At 37.3% G+C, this 18,522-nt stretch carries 20 protein-coding genes; 15 read left to right on the forward strand and 5 right to left on the reverse strand.

What is annotated here, in order from left to right; genetic code table 11:
* Positions 1 to 3: 3 nt before the first annotated feature.
* The 6 genes from ACOZ9X_RS13205 to ACOZ9X_RS13230 all read left to right on the forward strand — a co-directional run bounded on the left by ACOZ9X_RS13205 (position 4) and on the right by ACOZ9X_RS13230 (position 4,422).
* Positions 4 to 1,677, forward strand: coding sequence for a M3 family oligoendopeptidase (locus ACOZ9X_RS13205; protein WP_423418582.1), 1,674 nt, complete (start codon positions 4 to 6; stop codon positions 1,675 to 1,677).
* Positions 1,678 to 2,051: 374 nt separating this feature from the next.
* The gene (locus ACOZ9X_RS13210; protein WP_423418583.1) at positions 2,052 to 2,237 is read left to right on the forward strand and encodes a hypothetical protein; all 186 of its coding nucleotides are present in this window, start codon (positions 2,052 to 2,054) and stop codon (positions 2,235 to 2,237) included.
* A 184-nt stretch (positions 2,238 to 2,421) separates the two neighbouring features.
* On the forward strand, positions 2,422 to 3,174 hold the full coding sequence (locus ACOZ9X_RS13215) for a gamma-glutamyl-gamma-aminobutyrate hydrolase family protein (protein WP_423418584.1): 753 nt from the start codon (positions 2,422 to 2,424) through the stop codon (positions 3,172 to 3,174).
* 122 nt (positions 3,175 to 3,296) lie between these two features.
* Complete coding sequence (locus ACOZ9X_RS13220; RefSeq protein ID WP_197222172.1) at positions 3,297 to 3,629, forward strand: hypothetical protein; 333 nt, start codon at positions 3,297 to 3,299, stop codon at positions 3,627 to 3,629.
* Positions 3,630 to 3,747: 118 nt separating this feature from the next.
* The gene (locus tag ACOZ9X_RS13225; RefSeq protein ID WP_423418585.1) at positions 3,748 to 4,008 is read left to right on the forward strand and encodes a hypothetical protein; all 261 of its coding nucleotides are present in this window, start codon (positions 3,748 to 3,750) and stop codon (positions 4,006 to 4,008) included.
* Positions 4,009 to 4,035: 27 nt separating this feature from the next.
* A complete protein-coding gene (locus ACOZ9X_RS13230; protein ID WP_423418586.1) occupies positions 4,036 to 4,422 on the forward strand; it encodes a gamma-glutamylcyclotransferase family protein in 387 nt (128 codons plus the stop codon).
* Positions 4,423 to 4,482: 60 nt separating this feature from the next.
* Here ACOZ9X_RS13230 and ACOZ9X_RS13235 read toward each other — a convergent pair whose 3' ends face one another.
* Positions 4,483 to 4,710 (reverse strand): hypothetical protein, encoded by a 228-nt coding sequence (locus ACOZ9X_RS13235; protein ID WP_423418587.1) that lies wholly within the window; start codon positions 4,708 to 4,710, stop codon positions 4,483 to 4,485.
* A gap of 133 nt (positions 4,711 to 4,843) precedes the next feature.
* Positions 4,844 to 5,290 (reverse strand): OsmC family protein, encoded by a 447-nt coding sequence (locus ACOZ9X_RS13240; protein ID WP_423418588.1) that lies wholly within the window; start codon positions 5,288 to 5,290, stop codon positions 4,844 to 4,846.
* A gap of 172 nt (positions 5,291 to 5,462) precedes the next feature.
* On the opposite strand from ACOZ9X_RS13240, the gene ACOZ9X_RS13245 reads away from it, so the two are divergent.
* The 3 genes from ACOZ9X_RS13245 (at position 5,463) to ACOZ9X_RS13255 (ending at position 9,839) form a co-directional block, all read left to right on the forward strand.
* Positions 5,463 to 6,509, forward strand: coding sequence for a hypothetical protein (locus ACOZ9X_RS13245; protein WP_423418589.1), 1,047 nt, complete (start codon positions 5,463 to 5,465; stop codon positions 6,507 to 6,509).
* A gap of 47 nt (positions 6,510 to 6,556) precedes the next feature.
* Positions 6,557 to 8,077: a hypothetical protein gene (locus ACOZ9X_RS13250; protein WP_423418590.1), complete on the forward strand. Its 1,521-nt coding sequence runs from the start codon at positions 6,557 to 6,559 to the stop codon at positions 8,075 to 8,077.
* A gap of 241 nt (positions 8,078 to 8,318) precedes the next feature.
* Entirely contained in the window at positions 8,319 to 9,839 is a 1,521-nt protein-coding gene (locus ACOZ9X_RS13255) for an MDR family MFS transporter (protein WP_423418591.1), read from the forward strand.
* 45 nt (positions 9,840 to 9,884) lie between these two features.
* On the opposite strand, the gene ACOZ9X_RS13260 is transcribed toward ACOZ9X_RS13255, so the two are convergent.
* Positions 9,885 to 10,535 (reverse strand): hypothetical protein, encoded by a 651-nt coding sequence (locus tag ACOZ9X_RS13260; protein ID WP_423418592.1) that lies wholly within the window; start codon positions 10,533 to 10,535, stop codon positions 9,885 to 9,887.
* Positions 10,536 to 10,689: 154 nt separating this feature from the next.
* Here ACOZ9X_RS13260 and ACOZ9X_RS13265 point away from each other — a divergent pair, with 154 nt between their 5' ends.
* Complete coding sequence (locus tag ACOZ9X_RS13265; protein WP_423418593.1) at positions 10,690 to 10,998, forward strand: hypothetical protein; 309 nt, start codon at positions 10,690 to 10,692, stop codon at positions 10,996 to 10,998.
* 36 nt (positions 10,999 to 11,034) lie between these two features.
* Here ACOZ9X_RS13265 and ACOZ9X_RS13270 read toward each other — a convergent pair whose 3' ends face one another.
* Positions 11,035 to 11,844, reverse strand: coding sequence for an undecaprenyl-diphosphate phosphatase (locus ACOZ9X_RS13270; protein WP_423418594.1), 810 nt, complete (start codon positions 11,842 to 11,844; stop codon positions 11,035 to 11,037).
* 233 nt (positions 11,845 to 12,077) lie between these two features.
* Between ACOZ9X_RS13270 and ACOZ9X_RS13275 the strand changes: the two genes are divergently transcribed.
* The 4 genes from ACOZ9X_RS13275 to ACOZ9X_RS13290 all read left to right on the forward strand — a co-directional run bounded on the left by ACOZ9X_RS13275 (position 12,078) and on the right by ACOZ9X_RS13290 (position 16,113).
* Positions 12,078 to 13,430, forward strand: coding sequence for a hemolysin family protein (locus ACOZ9X_RS13275; protein WP_423418950.1), 1,353 nt, complete (start codon positions 12,078 to 12,080; stop codon positions 13,428 to 13,430).
* A gap of 90 nt (positions 13,431 to 13,520) precedes the next feature.
* A complete protein-coding gene (locus ACOZ9X_RS13280; protein WP_423418595.1) occupies positions 13,521 to 13,745 on the forward strand; it encodes a hypothetical protein in 225 nt (74 codons plus the stop codon).
* A 165-nt stretch (positions 13,746 to 13,910) separates the two neighbouring features.
* Positions 13,911 to 14,156, forward strand: a complete 246-nt coding sequence (locus tag ACOZ9X_RS13285) for a hypothetical protein (RefSeq protein WP_144702246.1) — start codon at positions 13,911 to 13,913, stop codon at positions 14,154 to 14,156.
* Positions 14,157 to 14,292: 136 nt separating this feature from the next.
* Positions 14,293 to 16,113 (forward strand): PAS domain S-box protein, encoded by a 1,821-nt coding sequence (locus ACOZ9X_RS13290; RefSeq protein ID WP_423418596.1) that lies wholly within the window; start codon positions 14,293 to 14,295, stop codon positions 16,111 to 16,113.
* 57 nt (positions 16,114 to 16,170) lie between these two features.
* Here the strand turns inward: ACOZ9X_RS13290 and ACOZ9X_RS13295 are convergent, their stop codons facing one another.
* Positions 16,171 to 16,326 (reverse strand): hypothetical protein, encoded by a 156-nt coding sequence (locus tag ACOZ9X_RS13295; RefSeq protein ID WP_423418597.1) that lies wholly within the window; start codon positions 16,324 to 16,326, stop codon positions 16,171 to 16,173.
* Between the two features lie 298 nt (positions 16,327 to 16,624).
* Between ACOZ9X_RS13295 and ACOZ9X_RS13300 the strand changes: the two genes are divergently transcribed.
* Positions 16,625 to 18,373 carry an alkaline phosphatase D family protein gene (locus tag ACOZ9X_RS13300; RefSeq protein WP_423418598.1) on the forward strand — a complete coding sequence of 583 codons (1,749 nt, stop codon included), beginning with the start codon at positions 16,625 to 16,627 and terminating at the stop codon, positions 18,371 to 18,373.
* Positions 18,374 to 18,522: the final 149 nt, after the last annotated feature.

Consider the following 18,522-nt stretch of genomic DNA (forward strand, 5'->3'; position numbering starts at 1 on the left):
GAAATGAACGATCAGAAAATAAATGGACTAAAAGAAGAGTTTGAGAATCTTGTAAGCGTAACCATTACTTCATTAAATGATCTTATGAATTTTTTAAATCAGCAAAAACGCATCTACGAAAAAGTAGAAGAAGAGATGCTACGCCATTATATTGCCTTTCAATGTCATAGTAATGATGAAGAGATTAAAAAGCAATTTGAATTTGATCAGCAACACATCAAGCCATTGTTTAGAAAGTACCAATCCATTTTGGACGAGAAAGTGTTAGAGTCACCATTTTTGGCTGAACTGCCAGACGATGAATTCGGAGAATATAAAAAGAAATTAAGAACACAATTTGCTCTATTTCAAGAAGCCAACTTGGAAATTGAAAAACAAGAGGATGCTCTAACAAATCAATACTTTGAGATCACGGGGGGGCTATCTTCAAATTGGGAAGGTAAAGAAGTAACGATTAGTGAACTCTTTGTTCATATTAGAGATTCAAAGCGTGACATAAGAGAAAAAGCGATGAAAGCTTTGTATGAACCTATCTTAAAAGAAGAAGAGAAACTTCAAAGTATTCTTGATGAGTTGATTCAACTACGAGTGAAGAAAGCGGAGAACGCGGGCTTGAACGGTTTTAATGATTATATGTTTAAAAAATATAATAGATTTGACTACACGCCAGAGGATTGCACAGAACTTGCTGAATCTATACGTGAGCATGTTCTTCCGATCACGATACAACTTCAAAAAGAGCACAAAGCTGAAATTGGTGTAGATGTTTATAAGCCATGGGATGTTCAAGCAGAAGCCATCGGTCGAAAACCATTACAACCTGTAAGTTCTGATGTGGAGTTGATCAATAAATCAGCGAAAGTTTTAAGCGAACTTGATGCTACATTCGGCTCTCTTGTCCATGAAATGAACGAGAAGAAGCTTTTTGATCTTACGAGCAGAAAAGGGAAAGCACAAGGTGGATTCTGTGAATCTTTACCTGTAACAGGGCTTCCGTTTATCTTTATGAACATGTCCAATACGGATAGTGACTTAGTTGTTTTTATGCATGAGATGGGGCATGCGATTCACGATCTATTAAAGAACGATTTAGAATTATATGCTTATAAACAAATTCCAATGGAGTCCGCTGAGCTAGCAAGTATGAGTATGGAGCTATTTACGATGGACCGATGGGACGAGTTTTACAAAACAGAAGAGGAACTTAACCGAGCGAAGAAAGATCAGCTCAAAGGAGCATTGATGAGTCTTCCGTATATTATGGTCATTGATCAGTTTCAGCACTGGCTGTATCAACATCCGAACCATACGTGGGAAGAACGTACGAAGAAGTTTGGCGAATTGAAAGATCGCTATGGTGCTTCCATAATCGATTGGAATTCATACGAAGAATGGAAAGTAAAAGGATGGTTCTATACCCTTCATATATTTGAAGTTCCATTCTATTTTGTTGAGTATGCCATTTCACAACTTGGAGCTATTCAGTTGTACAAAAATTACAAAGAAGATCCGGAGGGGACGATCCATAAATATAAAGAAGCTCTGAAACTTGGAAGCTCTAAGTCCCTTCCAGAAGTTTATGAGGCTGCAGGGATCGAGTTGGATTTTTCATCTAATAAAATCGCCGAGCTTATGGAGTTTGTTGCGAAAGAACTAAACCTGCTATCAATTAGTTAACTAAAGAAATAAATAATTAAAGAATTTAAACAATATAAAGGGTTTCTACCTGTTTAGTAGAACTATTAGATAAGGCGCACTTTATATAAATATCATGAATAATAAGAATAACTAATAAAGAGGTGTCCATAAATTCTTGTCATAACCGGTTGGTGAGAGAGTAGCTAATTGAACTGCTGACATACCAATTCCGATATTGAGCCGGACTCTATTCCCAGCGAACAAAGGAGCTTGTATGCTGGATTCTCAATAACGAGAGTAAAATATGCACGTTTAATCAAACGATTAGGATTCATTTTCCTTTCAGGGGGAAAATAAAGTTAAATGGCATATTGCATATGGGGCAAATATTCGGAAAACGAGAGGTGAAAGGTATGCGAAAACCAGATGACGAGAAATTATGGGACACAGGTACATCAGAATTTGAAGAAGGCGATAGAATCACCTTTCACAATACCGAGCAAGGTGTTGAGAAAACGTACACGGTTAAATGTGTAAAAGAGAATGGTGATGTTGAGCTAGTCTATTCTGTAAAAAAACCAAGACCACCTATGCAGTAGCATAAGATATAAATAATAAAAACAGCTCACATATTAAGTGAGCTGTTTTTCGTTTATTTGAATGAAAAATGTAATAGGAATGAATAAATGGTTAATAGTAATAGGAATGATAAATTATGGGTGTTTATGATTACGTTTTTAAGGTAAAACATGAGTGAACAGCATATTGGAGAGGAAGTTATATATGACTCAAAAGCCATTAATTGGATTAACAAGTACGATCATGTCGATCAATACGATTGAAACTCAAAATGAAAACGTTGATACGATTGTTGTTTATAATAAATTTGCGGAAACGGTTAGAGATGCAGGAGGAATACCAATTGTGATTCCGATGGGCAAGCCAGAAGAAGCTGAGTTTTACGCAAAAATGTGTGATGGGTTAATCTTTACAGGTGGTGAAGATATCAGCTCCATTACTTACAATGAGGAACCTCATCCAAAAGTAAAAAAGGTCAATAAGAATCGTGATGATTTTGAGATTGAACTTGTGAAAAAAGCTCGTGAGAACGAAAAAGCTATTCTAGCCATGTGCCGAGGCTATCATTTGTTAAATGTTAGTTATGGAGGAACAATCATCCAAGATGTAGAGAGTGAGTTTTCTGACAGTATTAATCATTTCCAATCCTCTGCAACGCGATCAGAACCTTCTCATACTGTTAGCATTGAAGAAGACAGTAAACTGTATAAAATTATTGGTGAAAAAGAGGTTGCTGTAAATAGTTTTCACCATCAGGCGATCGGAAAAGTAGGCAAAGGGTTACGTGTTGCAGCAAGAGCTTCTGATGGTGTAATTGAGGCATTAGAGCTGGAAGACCAGAATAAAACGTTCCTGCTAGGGACGCAGTGGCATCCTGAAGAATTAAGACATGACAACGAGAATATGATGGCGATCATAACAACATTTATTGAAGAAGCAAAGAAAATACAGGAATAGAGAGCGAAACCTCCAAAACAGGAGGTTTCTTTATTTATATAGAGAGGTAATGTTTATAATAGGAAACTTTTTTCGTGGTAAATCCGTATTATATAAATAGCAATCATTGAGGAGGCTGTCTCATGAACATATCGAGACTTTTGAAAATGATAACTGGTGGTATTGAAGCTTTCCTTGGCATTCCTTTCTTAGGAGGAGCCATCATTCTTGCTTCAGCATGGGGACCACTTCAATTCATGTTTGTTTTTCATTTGATCACACTCATCATTTGTATCGTTCAAAAAGAAAGATTTACAGGAAGTGTGTTAGGGCTTATTACTTCTATTGTCGGCTACTTGCCAGTCATCGGAATGATCATGCACATCGTAACAGCTCTTGTTTTATTTTTTGACGCTGCTAGAGGGAGTAAGAAACGAAAAAACGAACATGTTATCGATGTGAGAAAAGGATATTAAAAACGTACATTTTATACTGAAGCTTTCAGCCCAAGGAGTGGTTGAAAGCTTTTTTATTTGAAGAAAAATGATACATTTATTGAGGAAAGAAAATATTATGAGAAGGGATGAAAAGTGTTTGGAGATCTTATACGTTCCTTTAATACAGATTGCTATTGCTTATTATTTGTTTGTTCAAGCACCGCTATATAATAAAGATCGATGGCTGTGGTCAATACTAGGTTTTGTTTTTACTTTCTTCACGTTAAGTATTTTTCTGATTCTCACAAACCGAAAAGGATTAGGTTGGACGATATTAATCGCATTGACTCTTTCTGCTATAGCGGGAATTCTATTTTTAAGTTTACTGGTCTGGGCTGTCTTTTTTTCAAAAGGGTAATGCTCGTATGAAAAAGAAGGTGAGTTTATGAAAAAACAACTAGTGTTTGTTTACGGGACGCTTCGAAAAGAGGGAAGTAATGCCCACTATTTGCTGAATGCAAAATACATAGAACATAGTTGCTACGCCGAGGGACAACTATACGATACAGGTTGTGGTTACCCTGCATTAGTTCTTGAAAAAGATAAATGGGTAACAGGTGAGTTGTATGAAGTAACAACGGAGGAACTAAAACGTTTAGACGAGCTCGAAGATTTTATAGAAAATAGAGCAAATAATTTATATGATCGCATTGTTGCTAGAATAAAGACATCAGCTGGAGATATAGAAGCTCTAGTGTATGTAATGAATACTAAAGCCAATCATTTTATTTCGATTGAGGATAATGATTGGATAAAATATCTCCATAGATAAACAAAAAAGAGGTCACCATTACTTTGGTTGACCTCTTTCATTATGAAAAAGAGTAGTTCTCTATTTAGCGATTAAGTTGTTAATACAATGAACGGCAGAATCGACATCTTCAAACCGCTTCAGGGAGTTTGTTTCAATCTGAATCACTTCGAACGTTTGATCGTTCTTTAAATACTTAACAGAAAAAACAGCTGAATTGTTTTCACTAAAGGTGTGAGTAATATCGGATTCAATATACTGTTTGTTCTGTAAATTTAAGAGTATGGTTTTCACATCTTGATGGTTCATGATACATCGTCCCCTTTCTATTATGGGGGAACTTGTTAGGAACCCAAATAATAAATTACTTTCCTTCCTTAACATTTATGCTAACATAAGTAATTTCGTAAGTACAGGTAACGGAAGGCCTGTTCTTCTATAATCATCCATTTTTTATCGTCAAAATCGCCTCTATTTCGACATTGCCTTTCAATGCTCGTGAAATCATACACGAATGTTCAGCTTTTATGGCGAGTTTTTGAAGAAGTGTCGAAATGTTTTTTGACGGGTCATGTTTGATCGTGACGACCGGTCGATGAATGATTTTCTGATACGCAATCACTCCGTTTGTAACGTCGACATATCCTTCTGACTCCATCGTTAAATTTATCTTATCTATCTTACTTCGTTCTATCATGGCAGCGAGTGTGATGATATAACAAGTTGCCGCTGCTCCAAGCAACATCTCATCTGGATTCGTCCCAATTCCTGGTCCATCCATCTCAGGAGGTATCGATACCTTAGTCTTCAAATTCTGCGTTTCTATCGTTCCAGTAGCATTTCTTCCACCTGGCCAATGGGCATTTAGATGAAAAACATGTTGTGTCATTTTTAAAATCACCTCAACTTCTTACTCCTTTAATTGTAAAGCAAGTGAGCCTTTGCGTCACATTTCCTGTTTTAAGTGTACAAAATGTAATTTTTTTGTTTTTTTAGTGATCCAAATCAAATTTACCTTCGTTAGCTATTTGAAAAGACTTACAGAAGGAGGTGATAACCAGGTGAAACGATTTGTACAATTGGTTGTATTCGCAGCGGGTATGAGTATTCCCGCGATCGTATCGGCTGATAGCGGAGGGATTCTTTCTCCATTAACAGACCTTACAAAAGAAACAACTGAGATTGTTGAAAGTGTTCCAGACAAAGTGAACATTTCGACGAAAGATCATTCAGTTTCCGATGAGGTTGTGAGACCTACTCTTAACACAGTTACAAATATTGTAAAAGACACAACTCGTGCTGTCGACAGGGTGGATCAAACGGTTAACAAAGTTACTGAGACCGTAAAGCCAGTAGATCAAGCGGTCAAAACGGTAACAAATACAGTCGATACGGTAAAAGAAGCAGTTCCGACAGAAAAGCTAAAAAGCTCTAAACCGAGCGTGGATGTTAACCTTTCTGAAAAACCATCGATAAAAGTCGATGTGTTAGATCAGGAGGTGAACGTTACGGTCCCTGTTACACCGGAAAAACCTCAAGTAGAGGTGAAGCTTCCAGTCGTTTCAGAGATTGTTACTACTAAGCCGGAAGTTGAGGAAGTGGTCGAAGCAAAACCAGAACCAGCTCCTACCCCAACACCAGTCACTGAACCTGTTGTGGGGAACAAACCGAATACTAGTGAAACGATTAATGAAACGAAAGATGTAATAACCAAAAAACCGATTGTAGTGACCAAAAAAGAAATTTTTGAAAAAGACATAGAGAATTCAGTTAGTACGAGTACGAGTGGAGAAGTACTTAAAAAGAGCAGGGATCAAGAAACCCAGAAACCTGTACGGCAAAAAACAAGTCCGGATTATCCGGTAACTCAAAAGGCAACTCAAACTCAAATGCTAACTCCATCATCACAAGGTGGACAATCTCCATCAGGGTCATCCAATGGACCAATGACTTCTTCAAGCACTGTTACGTTCTTGGCTATCCTAGACGGTGGACAAAATAATACACAGCTTGAAACAGGAAGTCGACTTGGCGAGGGAGTTCGACACTATTATGATCAATGGCTAAATGCTCCACCTGGACAACCACCACAATCTTTCTTCTTCTAATTCAAATTTGATAAAAAAAATTAAGAAGAAGAAGGAGAGAAATGACAATGAAAAGATCAAACTTTATTAGAACATTTGCGATTACAGGTGCTGCGGCGGCGGGGTTATTCTTTGGAGGAAGTGAAACATTTGCAGATGAAGGATCATCGAGTCTTAAAATCGGAACAGGGTTGATCAGTAACATTCAACTTTCTGATAAAGATGAAGAGTCTAATCTTAACCTTGATCTAGGTGCTGTAACTGGCATCGAATTAGAGAGTTTAGATGATGATTCAAACCACAATAGCGTAAAAACAAACGTTGGTGCAAATGTAAATGCTGAAGCTTCCGGTGAAGAAGATGAAAAAGCTCAAGTAGGTACAGCTGTAGATGCTGGAGTTGAAGCGGAATCAAAAACTGAAGATCAAAACGACGCTGCTAAAGCAAATGCGGCAGTCGGAACAGATGCTACAGTTAAAAGTTTTTCTGATGATGAAAGTAAAGCGTCTGTAAACGCAGATACAAACGTTGAAGCGGAAGTTCGTTCTAATGAAGAAGATAACAAAGATTCTAGTTCTCTAAATGCAGGAGCAGATGTTCAAGCAGCTGTTGAAGCTCAAGATGAGGAAGAATCAAATACAGAGGCTGCTGTTAATGCAGGTGTAGCTGCAGGAGTAGAAGCAACTGAAGAAGACGAAGAGTCAAGTGCGAAAGTAGATGTAGGCACAGATGTAATGGCGAACGTAACTTCTGAAGATGAAGAAGATAACTCTTCCTTGATGGCTGACGCTGGTCTATGGGCAGGAGTAGAAGCAACTGAAGAAGACGAAGAGTCAAGTGCGAAAGTAGATGTAGGCACAGATGTAATGGCGAACGTAACTTCTGAAGATGAAGAAGATAACTCTTCTGTAATGGCTGACGCTGGTCTATGGGCAGGAGTAGAAGCAACTGAAGAAGACGAAGAGTCAAGTGCGAAAGTAGATGTAGGAACAGACGTAATGGCGAACGTAACTTCTGAAGATGAAGAAGATAACTCTTCTGTAATGGCTGACGCTGGTTTATGGGCAGGAGTAGAAGCAACTGAGGAAGACGAGGAGTCGAGTGCGAAAGTAGATCTAGGCACAGACGTAATGGCGAACGTAACTTCTGAAGATGAAGAAGATAACTCTTCTGTAATGGCTGACGCTGGTCTATGGGCAGGAGTAGAAGCAACTGAAGAAGACGAAGAGTCAAGTGCGAATGTAAATCTAGGAACAGACGTGATGGCGGCTGTTATGTCTGAAGACGAAGAAAATCGTTCTTCTTTAAGCTCAATGCTTAACACAGATACAGCACTTTCTCTGTCTTCTGAAGATGAGCTTGAAAATACTTTTCTAATGTTAAACACTTCAATCATGGCAGACCTAATGAGCTCATTTGATGAAGATGAAGATCGTTCTTCTCTACACTCTTCATTAGACGCTGGTCTTGAACTTGGACTTGAAGGCGATGATGAGGACCGTGGGTTAAATCTAAATCTTTGGACAGGCTTAATGTTAGATGCAATGTATGAAGGACAAGATAGTGAAGATTCTATCTTAGAACTTTAATAGGTAAGATAAAAAGAGACGGCAGACGTGCTGTCTCTTTTTCTATGTGAAAGAATAGGAATAAGGGGTGTTGATAATTTATTAAATTCGTAATTTAACTATTTTTATAGGTTGATATGAAGAAAACACCCTAATTTAATGGAGAGAATTAGCGAAGAAAATAAATTGTTGGGGGACAGTCCCTCATGTATACTTAAGTTTATTAAGTATACATGAGGGTGTTAGGTTAGGAGATGGCGCTATGGTGCATAAAGAAACAAATCTAAAGTTAGTCGTAGCCGGATTGTTGCTAGGTATTCTAATGGCCGCGATGGACAATACCATTGTTGCAACCGCGATGGGGACGATTGTAGCCGACCTAGGTGGTTTTGATAAATTCGTATGGGTTACTGGCTCTTATATGGTCGCAGTAATGGCAGGGATGCCTATTTACGGTAAGTTATCCGACATGTATGGCAGAAAACGATTCTTTATTTTTGGACTTGTTGTTTTCCTTATCGGTTCTGCCCTTTGCGGTCTTGCCCAAAGTATGGAGCAGCTGATAGCGTTTAGAGCGATTCAAGGTATCGGTGGGGGAGCACTGATGCCGATTGCCTTTACGATTGTTTTTGATATTTTCCCTCCAGAAAAGAGAGGAAAGATGACAGGGCTTCTTGGGGCGGTCTTCGGAACTTCAAGTGTTCTCGGACCTTTACTTGGAGCGTTTATTACAGATGCGATCAGCTGGCATTGGGTGTTCTATATTAATGTTCCAATTGGTGCAGCTTCCTTTTACTTGATCTTTCGTTATTACAAAGAAACACTGGAACATTGCGAGCAAAAGATCGACTGGTGGGGTGCCATCACACTTGTGATCGCAGTTGTTAGTCTGATGTTTGCCCTTGAACTTGGTGGCAAGACATATGCATGGGATTCAACGCAGATCGTAGCTTTGTTTACGATATTTACTGTCTTTTTTACTTTGTTCTTTGCTGTAGAACAAAAAGCTTCCGAACCGATTATTTCATTTTGGATGTTTAAGAAGAGGCTTTTCGCTACTTCACAGATTCTAGGTTTTCTATACGGTGGAACATTCATTATACTAGCCGTGTTTATTCCTATTTTCGTTCAAGCGGTTTATGGAGGTTCTGCAACAAGTGCAGGCTTAATTCTTACACCAATGATGTTAGGGTCTGTTGCTGGAAGTATGATCGGTGGTATTTTTCAAACCAAAACCAGCTTCCGTAACCTCATGATTGTATCCGTAATTTCTTATTTCACCGGCATGTACATGCTGAGTGGAATGACACCATATACTTCTAGGATGATGCTTACATTCTTTATGGTCACTGTAGGTTTTGGTATGGGGTTCTCGTTCTCTTTATTACCTGCAGCCACTATCAACAAGATGGAGTTTCGTTACCGAGGTTCAGCAAACTCCACGAATGCCTTTTTGCGATCATTAGGTATGACACTGGGTGTAACCATTTTTGGAGCACTACAAAACCGTATTTTTTATGAAAAAATAAGCGAGAATTTAAAAGGCTTTGCAGGTCAGGGGTCTGCTACTATTAAAGATCTTGATCCACAAAAGGTGTTTCAGTCCGGAGAGCGTGATAAAATACCTCCTGAAATACTTGATGGAATTTCAGCTTCTATGTCTGACTCCATTACAACAGTATTCACATATGCACTAATTCCAATCGCGATTTCGGCTGTTGTCATATTGTTTATGGGTAATGAACGGGTAGAGACATCGAAACAAAATATAAAATCAAAATAATATTATAAAAGGGCTTGGGATGATAATATCCCAAGCTCTTTTAGTTTAAGCGGCACGCGTTGCTTTCTTTTCTTTTTTTGGAGCAACCGTATAAGACAAAGATACGACGATATCAATAGCGAGTATCAGCGCCCAAATACGTGTGACATTATTAACAGTATCGTTTTTGTAGAACAGATCTGTCTTTGTTGTGTCATACCAATCTTTCCATAGGGAGTCTAATTGTATAGTTGAAACGGCATCTGAAAGTCCAAATACCAGCCAAAAAATACCTTGTACGGTGATGAATAAAAGAATGTGCTTATAAAGATTTTGTCTTTCTTGCTGCGCGTGTTGCATCCCATAAAGTGGTTTTGAATCGAGCAGTTCGGGTTCAGGCAAGCCACGCCATTTTGCGACCTTTCGCTGAATAAAGCGATCCAACTTCTGAAAATCGCTTTTCCCATACAAAAAGGCATAAGCAATGACAACCAGAATTATGATCTGATAAGTAGAAAATTCTCCTGTTCTTAAATAATCAAAATATCCCATCGCAGCAATCCATAGGTCATTTAAGAGAAAAAGAACAAAGAATGCAATGCTTAATTTCTTTAGATTGAACCAATAACGTACTACTAAAAAAGATAAAGTAGAAACCCAAAATACGGTCTCGGCCAGAATGAGAAACACCCATTTATGATCCAGTACAAAATCCATTTGATGTCCATCCTTTCTTTGCTGCATTTTAAATCAGTGTTTTACCATTTTTAGAATACCACTAAAAAATGGGTAAGTCTCCCAAATTTAGTATCATTTTTCTTTGCTGTTATGTGATAATTAACAAAAGAGAATATAAAAACGGAGTGATTTTATGTATTCAGATACAGCTTCTGAATTGCGCAGCATTCGAAAAACATTGATTGTTTTAGGAATCTTACTTTTGTTTACTACTGGTGCAAACAATAATGTGACGATTGATAACAATGAAGAGAATTCAGATAGTACGACTGAATTTCACAAAAACCTTGTACCACTGGGAAATGGGTATTTTGGTTTGTATAGTGGAGATGTTCAATTTGATGCAGATAATCGGATGAAGATCTATTATTACGATGAGAAAGAAAATAAACTTGTACTAAAAGCAGAGGAAAATCTGGATACCGTTGAGTTAGCAAAATAAAAAGAGCTGAATAAGGATCCAACTCTTCTGTCTTATTTAAAAGTATAAAATTATAAATAGACCCGCAACTAGACAGTAAAGTGAGAAATAGCCTAGGTTTCCTTTTTTCATAATCCCCATAAACCATTTTAAAGAAAAGTAGGAAAAAATAAGTGAAGCGATAAATGCACCCAAATAAGGAATTGCCATCTCTTTCAAGTTAGATGCACCTGTGATGTCTCCTATGGACATTATAAAGGTCCCCAGACTTACTGGAATGTATAAGAAGAACGAGAAGCGTAGGGCTGTATCCTGTTTCATTCCAAGTGCCATACATGCTACTATGGTCGCACCTGAACGGCTTATACCAGGAATCAACGCGACTGCCTGAGCAAGTCCTACAATAATTGCGTCCTTAAGAGTTAGACTCTTATCACCTTTATAACCCTTTAGATTTCGTATCAAATAGAGAGCTACAGCAGTTGCAAGAAGAGAGAATCCAACTTGTTGAATACCTTTTAAATAATTTCCAATCATATCTTCAAAGAGAATACCGAGAACAGCAACTGGAATAGTGGCGAGAGCCAGATAAACTGAAAACGTAAAGTCAGATTTGTACTCATCTTTTTTAGTCGTTAAATAATAGAACGAATTTTTCACAAGTTGATATAAATCATGTTTATAAATAAGTAGCACAGCTAGTAAAGATGCGAAGTTTACCAGTACTTCAAAATGTAAATCTTTGATATTAATATCCATGAAGTATTGAACAATTACTAGATGTCCGCTAGATGAAACAGGTATTGGTTCAGTAAACCCTTGAACGATTCCCAACACAATATAAACGAATAACTCCTTGAAATCCATTTGTTAAATCACCTTTCATTCAAAGAAATGAAAAGTAAATATAACATGTTATAGTCGATAAGATAATATATTTATTAAATAAAAACTGATTATACAGGCAATAAGTTCTTTTATTAAGTAAGTTCTTCAATTATATGATATACTTTTTCTTGATTATAAAAAAATTTATAACACTTAGGAGGTGACAACTTATATTCCAGTAACTTGGGGTATAAGGAGTCTTTTTGGACAGTTTGACCTTATTGAAATTACTTGCAGTAGCCGTACTTATTCTACTAACCGCTTTTTTCGTAGCAGCAGAATTTGCGATTGTTAAGATTCGTAAATCAAGAATTGACCAATTAGCTGAAGAAGGCAACAAACGAGCGATTGCAGCACAAAAGGTTATTTCAAACCTTGATGGATCACTCTCTGCCTGTCAGTTAGGTATTACTATTACAGCATTAGGATTAGGTTGGTTAGGTGAGCCTACGGTAGAAGCAATTCTCGGTCCAGTATTTGAAAAAATGGATTTAAGCCCGGCGATTGTTCATACATTATCATTTGCAATTGCTTTTGCATCCATTACTTTTTTACACGTTGTTCTTGGTGAGCTTGCACCAAAAACAGTAGCTATTCAAAAAGCTGAAACAATCAGCTTATTGTTATCACCTGCATTGATTGGATTCTACAGAGTTATGTATCCATTCATTTGGTTCTTGAACGGAAGTGCGCAGCTTTTAGTAAGAATGTTTGGATTAAAACCAGCTTCAGAACATGATATGGCACATACCGAGGAAGAACTACGTTTGATTCTAAGTGAGAGCTACAAAAGTGGTGAAATCAACAAATCTGAGTTCAGTTATGTAGAAAAGGTATTCGAATTTGACGACAGAACTGCAAAAGAGATCATGGTCCCTCGTACTGAAATGGTTTGTCTTTATGAAGACAATAGCGTTGCAGAAAATATTAATATAATTGCAGAAGAAAAATATACACGTTACCCTGTTGTAGGGGAAGATAAAGATAATGTTCTTGGTATGGTGAATGCGAAAGAAGTATTCTTTGACTTGATTAAAGGAAAAGAATACCCTCTTGAACATTACATTAGACCAACATTGAGCGTATTTGAAAATACACCGATCAAGGAAACACTATTAAAGCTTCAGAAAAAAGGATTTCATATGGCTGTTTTAGTTGATGAATATGGTGGAACAGCAGGTATTGTTACCATTGAAGATATTTTGGAAGAGCTTGTTGGGGAAATACGTGATGAATTTGATGAAGATGAATCACCAATGATTCATGCAGTCAGTCCAAATGTTAAGCACTTTGACGGTAAAGTATTGATCGCAGAAGTGAACGACATTTATGGACTTGAAATTGATGATAGTGAACTTGATACTATTGGTGGCTGGGTTCTTTCACAAAACTCAGAAATACAAGAAAATCAGGTCATATCGTATGATGAATATGATTTCAAAGTGATTGAAATTGATGGACATCAAGTTAAAAAAATCGAAATTACGAAAAGACTTAATCAGGATGAAGTAACCTCTTCTTCATCCCAAGAATTAGAGCACAACTTAGTTGAAAAAGAAGCTTAAGTTTTAAGAGACCATCACTAATAGATGGTCTCTTTTCTTGTTTATTTTTTATGATGCAGGGAACAAATGAAGGTAAAGGAGGAGATTCATTTGAAATCTATTACTATTCAATTAGAATACGATGAAACAAATATCCAAGCATCGCAAAATATTGAGAGAATATTGGAGAAACAACTTTCTGGAACAGATTTTAAATTAGTTTCCATATCCCCATCTTCAGAACTTAATACGACTAACATGATTAAAGATAAAGACTCTACAGGAGCAGGTGGACAAACTTCTCCTGATAATGAAAAACCACCTAATAAAAATTAAGACGGGATTTCCCGTCTTTTTTATTTAATACTTCTAATTTCCCAGGAAATCGACTTAAAATGACAGAATATATTGACAAATTTATAGTGATTATTTACTATTTAAATAACTAAACTTTTAACACAAAAGTAAAGGAGCTGGAAGAATAAAAGGAGGTTGAGGGAGATGGTAAGTACGCCGCAGTACCGTTTTATTCGTTTGATAACAGGGAGTGAAATATTGGATGTTGATATCTTTCTCTTCACTGACAAAACAACTGTAGTGGTTAGTATGCTTTATTACAAACATGAACATATTATCATGTCCTCTCAGACAGCTCCAGATCGGAAAACGGCTCTAAAACATGCCTTTCATTCTTTTTACAAAACCAAATTCATCTATGATCAAAAACACCTTTCAGTTATGAACTAATGAGACTAAAGAGATTTATCTTTAAATAGTTAGAATGTTTTTGAAAAAATATCTTTATTTGCAAAAGGACATATGTTTATAATTTAGGTAATTATGAACGAAACGTTTTGATTAACGTTTTTAATGGAGGGTGGGTATGGAGACTTCAGATGGTCAAGTATTAAGAGACAGCCTTTTCATTAATCAAATGAAAACATATGCCAATCAATTTGAACATTCTGAAACACCTTTTCTTATCCAGAAAGATCGAACTTGGGTTTATGTGAATCCTGCTGCTAGAAAGATATTAGAAGCAGAAGAAGATATAATTGGTCAGCCTATATGGAACAACCTTCCTAACGAGTTGCATCTCTTAGTAGAAGAGAGGATTCAAACTTGTGACAAAGGTATCGCTCCTAAGCCAAGTGAACAAACATGGATTACTCAAAAGGGTAACCATATTCGATTAGAGGTTATTGGATTTCCCCTTTTGTTCTCTTCACACGCTACACAAATTATCATTCGCAATTTAACTCAGCAGCATCTTGAGAAGAAAGAGACACTTGATCATTTAAAACTAATAACAGAAAATATGATAGATATTATAGGAATTGTTAGTCATGAAGGAATCTTTACCTACTTAACACCTTCCTATTTTTGGGTAACTGGTTATAGCCACAGTGAAGCGATAGGCACCACTCCATTTAACCTTGTGCATCCTGAAGATAGAGATAGAGTGATACAAGAATTTACTCGAATGATAGTAGAACATGTACCTCTTACGATTGAATACAGATACTTGAAGAAAGATGGCGTTTATATTTGGTTGGAGTCGAAAGGGACGCCTATCAGTCATAAAAATAACCTTTCTGCAATAGTTGCGTCTCGAGATATTACAAAAAGAAAAGAAGCAGAAGCTGCTTTACGAAAGAACGAGTTTAAACATCGTATTATTCTTGATCACAGCAATGATTTAATCTGTTCAGTTGATCCTGATGGAAACTATTTATACGCTTCTCTTTCTTACAAGAACATTTTAGGAATCGAACCAAACTCACTAATTGGTACTAAAGCTTTGAATTGTGTCCATTTGGAAGATCATGAGACCGTAGAGGAATATATAAAATTAGTTGCATCACTAGAAAACCCACTTCCTCTTATTTATCGAAAGATGCATGCTTCAGGTCATCCCGTCTTATTAGAAGGTAAGGGAATGCCTATGGTATCTGATGAAGGGGACATCGAGGGAATCGTATTTATCTCCCGCGATATTACAGAAAAGAAAAAAGCAGATGAGTATATACGAAATAGTGAGAAGCTTGCAGTGTTAGGAGAACTAGCCGCAGGTGTTGCTCATGAGATCAGAAATCCACTTACAACCATTAAAGGTCTGTTCTCTTTAATAAAGAATAGTGAGATCGATCAAAGCAAACTCTTTTTATACAATGAAGTGATCTGTGATGAACTTAACCGGATTGAATCAATTGTTAATGAGTTTATGGCGTTAGCGAAACCAGATGCTACACAATATATGAAGAACGTAAACATTATTCAGCTTCTGCAAGACACGGTAATGTTGCTAACATCGGAAGCTAACTTGTATAATGTTGAAATTCGTTTGTTGTTTAAAGAGAAAGATCTTTTTGTCTCTTGTGAAAAGAACCAGATTAAACAAGTATTTATTAATATTATAAAAAATGCGATTGAAGCTATGAATGATGGAGGAATTCTCACGATAGCGGTTGAAGAAACAGCTGATCAAAAAGTTAAGCTGATGTTTGTAGATAATGGAATTGGAATAGAAGAAGAGCGATTAAAGAGCATTGGCGTCCCATTCTTCACTAATAAGGAAAAGGGAATAGGACTAGGGCTTACGGTTAGCAATAAAATTATTACGGAGCATAAGGGAGATCTGAAAGTAGAAAGTTACCCTGGTAAAGGAACAACCGTTTCTGTTACATTACGAAAAACAGAATAACTTAGAGATTAAAGTTGTGAATGGAAAAGACTGAACTCCGAATGAGAGTTCAGTCTTTTAAATTCCGTCAAACAGCCTAAAAACACTTCTTCCAAGAAGTCGGACCAGCCATATGATCAATTCTGGGATAACTAATAGAAGATCAACCATAAAGTCTAGCCATGTGTATGTTTCATTGTTGGACTTTTTTTTCTTTTTTCGTCTAAGTGCCATTGAGCCATCACCTTTTCGTTTAATAGGTAGATACAAAACAACTTTTTACTTTGACTTAGAATTATATGTATGTTGTAAAGATTTTATAAAGAAGAACAGTACATTAGATGCATAAGATTCTTATGCGATGATGATGAAAAACTAGCGCAACAGTTTGTCATTTTTAAAAAAATCATAAGATTAGTAAGTTGTTCCTATGAGTAAGCCTATATACGTTTACATGAAAAAATAGTTTCTTAATATTTCCACTCTATAATGAAACCTGTACTAAATTCATTTAAAAGGGGTTGCATCAAGTATGGATGAAAGACCGATGGATGAATGGATTAAGAAACTTACGGAAGACAGCTTAAAAAAAAACAAACTGGATCGCAGAACATTTCTTTCAGGTGCCGGGAAAATTGCCGGAATTTCACTGGGTCTCACAATTGCTCAGTCGCTAGGCAGCTACGAAGTGAACGCCGCACCAACATTTAGAAACTATCCGTTTACGCTAGGTGTAGCCTCAGGTGATCCATTATCAGACAGCGTTGTTTTATGGACAAGGTTAGCACCAGATCCGTTGAATGGGGGAGGTATGCCTAATCAAGCTGTACCTGTAAAATGGGAGATTGCAGAAGACGAAAGATTCAAGAGAGTTGTTCAAAAAGGAACTGAACTAGCACGTCCCAATCTGGCGCACTCTGTTCACGTTGAAGTAGATGGACTTAAGGCAGATCACGTATACTATTACCGTTTTAAAAGTGGATTTGAGTATAGTCCTGTAGGGAGAACAAAGACTCTGCCTAGAAAGGGTGCGAATGTAAAGAGCATGACGTTTGCTTTTGCATCTTGCCAGCAGTATGAACACGGTTTTTTTACCGCGTATCAGCATATGTCAGAAGAAGATTTGGATTTTGTTGTTCACTTGGGTGACTACATATACGAGTACGGACCTAACGAATATGTATCACCATCTGGCAATGTTAGAACGCATAGCGGTCCAGAGATTATGACACTCGAAGACTATCGAAACAGACATGCTCAGTATCGTTCTGATGGCAATTTAAAAGCAGCTCATGCAGCATTTCCTTGGGTGGTAACGTGGGATGATCATGAAGTAGAGAACAACTACGCCAACATGATTCCTGAAAAAGGACAGTCTGTTGAAGCATTTGTCAAACGTCGTGCTGCGGGTTATCAAGCTTATTATGAGCACATGCCACTTCGCCGATCTTCATTACCACATGGAGCTGACATGCTGCTCTATCGAGATTTCACTTATGGAAACTTAGCGATGTTCAACGTAATGGATACACGACAATATCGTGACGATCAAGCGAACGGAGACGGAAGTAAACCGCCAACTCCAGAATCTCAAGATCCGAATCGAACGTTAACTGGAATTGAACAGGAACGCTGGTTGCTTCAAAACCTAGGAAACTCTAAAGCGCATTGGAATGTTCTTGCTCAGCAAGTATTCTTCGCACAGAGAAACTATGGTACGGCTGAGGCGCCACGTTTGAGTATGGATGCATGGGACGGATACACGGCATCTCGTGAACGTATCACAAATTTTGTGCAATCAAAGAATTTAAATAATGTTATCGTATTGACCGGTGATGTACATGCGAGCTGGGCGTGTGACCTAAAAGTGGATTACAATGATTCATCCTCTAATGTAATTGGAGCTGAATTTGTTGGAACATCCATCACCTCTGGTGGGAATGGTGCTGATAAACGTTCTGATACAGATAAAATATTAGGATTGAATCCTCATATTAAATTCTTCAATGATTACCGTGGCTATGTTAGATGTACGGTTACACCAGAAGAATGGCAAACTGATTATAGAGTCGTTCCGTTCGTAACGTCACCAGGTGCTGCAATATCTACGCGTGCTTCGTTTGTCTATCAAAAAGATCAAAATGGTCTGCAACAGGTGGGGGCAGCGAAGGTTGCAGAAGGAGTTAAGGTATCTCGCGAAGTAGAAGAAGATCGAAACCGTGCTCATGGTAAAGCACATGAGAAGCAGATGAAGAAAATTGGTGTAGAAGCGGGGCAATAAAATTAGGAGAGGATGGATGGAAAATTATCATCCATCCTTCTTTTTGTTTGGTTGGTACATGTGTAATGATTGAATATAAAATGAATGAAGTTTTATCTAACGGCTTGCATTCACAACGTGATCTTAACAATGATTAACTTATCTGTAAT

Origin of the sequence: Fictibacillus nanhaiensis, from assembly GCF_049537595.1 — a bacterium.
Classification (GTDB): Bacteria; Bacillota; Bacilli; order Bacillales; family Fictibacillaceae; genus Fictibacillus; species Fictibacillus nanhaiensis_F.

What these genes read in the sequence shown, in the direction of transcription:
- ACOZ9X_RS13205 (WP_423418582.1), top strand. Translation starts at nt 4, where the DNA reads ATGAACGATCAGAAAATAAATGGACTAAAAGAAGAGTTTGAGAATCTT.
- ACOZ9X_RS13210 (WP_423418583.1), top strand. Translation starts at nt 2,052, where the DNA reads ATGCGAAAACCAGATGACGAGAAATTATGGGACACAGGTACATCAGAA.
- ACOZ9X_RS13215 (WP_423418584.1), top strand. Translation starts at nt 2,422, where the DNA reads ATGACTCAAAAGCCATTAATTGGATTAACAAGTACGATCATGTCGATC.
- ACOZ9X_RS13220 (WP_197222172.1), top strand. Translation starts at nt 3,297, where the DNA reads ATGAACATATCGAGACTTTTGAAAATGATAACTGGTGGTATTGAAGCT.
- ACOZ9X_RS13230 (WP_423418586.1), top strand. Translation starts at nt 4,036, where the DNA reads ATGAAAAAACAACTAGTGTTTGTTTACGGGACGCTTCGAAAAGAGGGA.
- ACOZ9X_RS13235 (WP_423418587.1), bottom strand. Translation starts at nt 4,710, where the DNA reads ATGAACCATCAAGATGTGAAAACCATACTCTTAAATTTACAGAACAAA.
- ACOZ9X_RS13240 (WP_423418588.1), bottom strand. Translation starts at nt 5,290, where the DNA reads ATGACACAACATGTTTTTCATCTAAATGCCCATTGGCCAGGTGGAAGA.
- ACOZ9X_RS13250 (WP_423418590.1), top strand. Translation starts at nt 6,557, where the DNA reads ATGAAAAGATCAAACTTTATTAGAACATTTGCGATTACAGGTGCTGCG.
- ACOZ9X_RS13255 (WP_423418591.1), top strand. Translation starts at nt 8,319, where the DNA reads ATGGTGCATAAAGAAACAAATCTAAAGTTAGTCGTAGCCGGATTGTTG.
- ACOZ9X_RS13260 (WP_423418592.1), bottom strand. Translation starts at nt 10,535, where the DNA reads ATGGATTTTGTACTGGATCATAAATGGGTGTTTCTCATTCTGGCCGAG.
- ACOZ9X_RS13265 (WP_423418593.1), top strand. Translation starts at nt 10,690, where the DNA reads ATGTATTCAGATACAGCTTCTGAATTGCGCAGCATTCGAAAAACATTG.
- ACOZ9X_RS13270 (WP_423418594.1), bottom strand. Translation starts at nt 11,844, where the DNA reads ATGGATTTCAAGGAGTTATTCGTTTATATTGTGTTGGGAATCGTTCAA.
- ACOZ9X_RS13285 (WP_144702246.1), top strand. Translation starts at nt 13,911, where the DNA reads ATGGTAAGTACGCCGCAGTACCGTTTTATTCGTTTGATAACAGGGAGT.
- ACOZ9X_RS13290 (WP_423418596.1), top strand. Translation starts at nt 14,293, where the DNA reads ATGGAGACTTCAGATGGTCAAGTATTAAGAGACAGCCTTTTCATTAAT.
- ACOZ9X_RS13295 (WP_423418597.1), bottom strand. Translation starts at nt 16,326, where the DNA reads ATGGCACTTAGACGAAAAAAGAAAAAAAAGTCCAACAATGAAACATAC.
- ACOZ9X_RS13300 (WP_423418598.1), top strand. Translation starts at nt 16,625, where the DNA reads ATGGATGAAAGACCGATGGATGAATGGATTAAGAAACTTACGGAAGAC.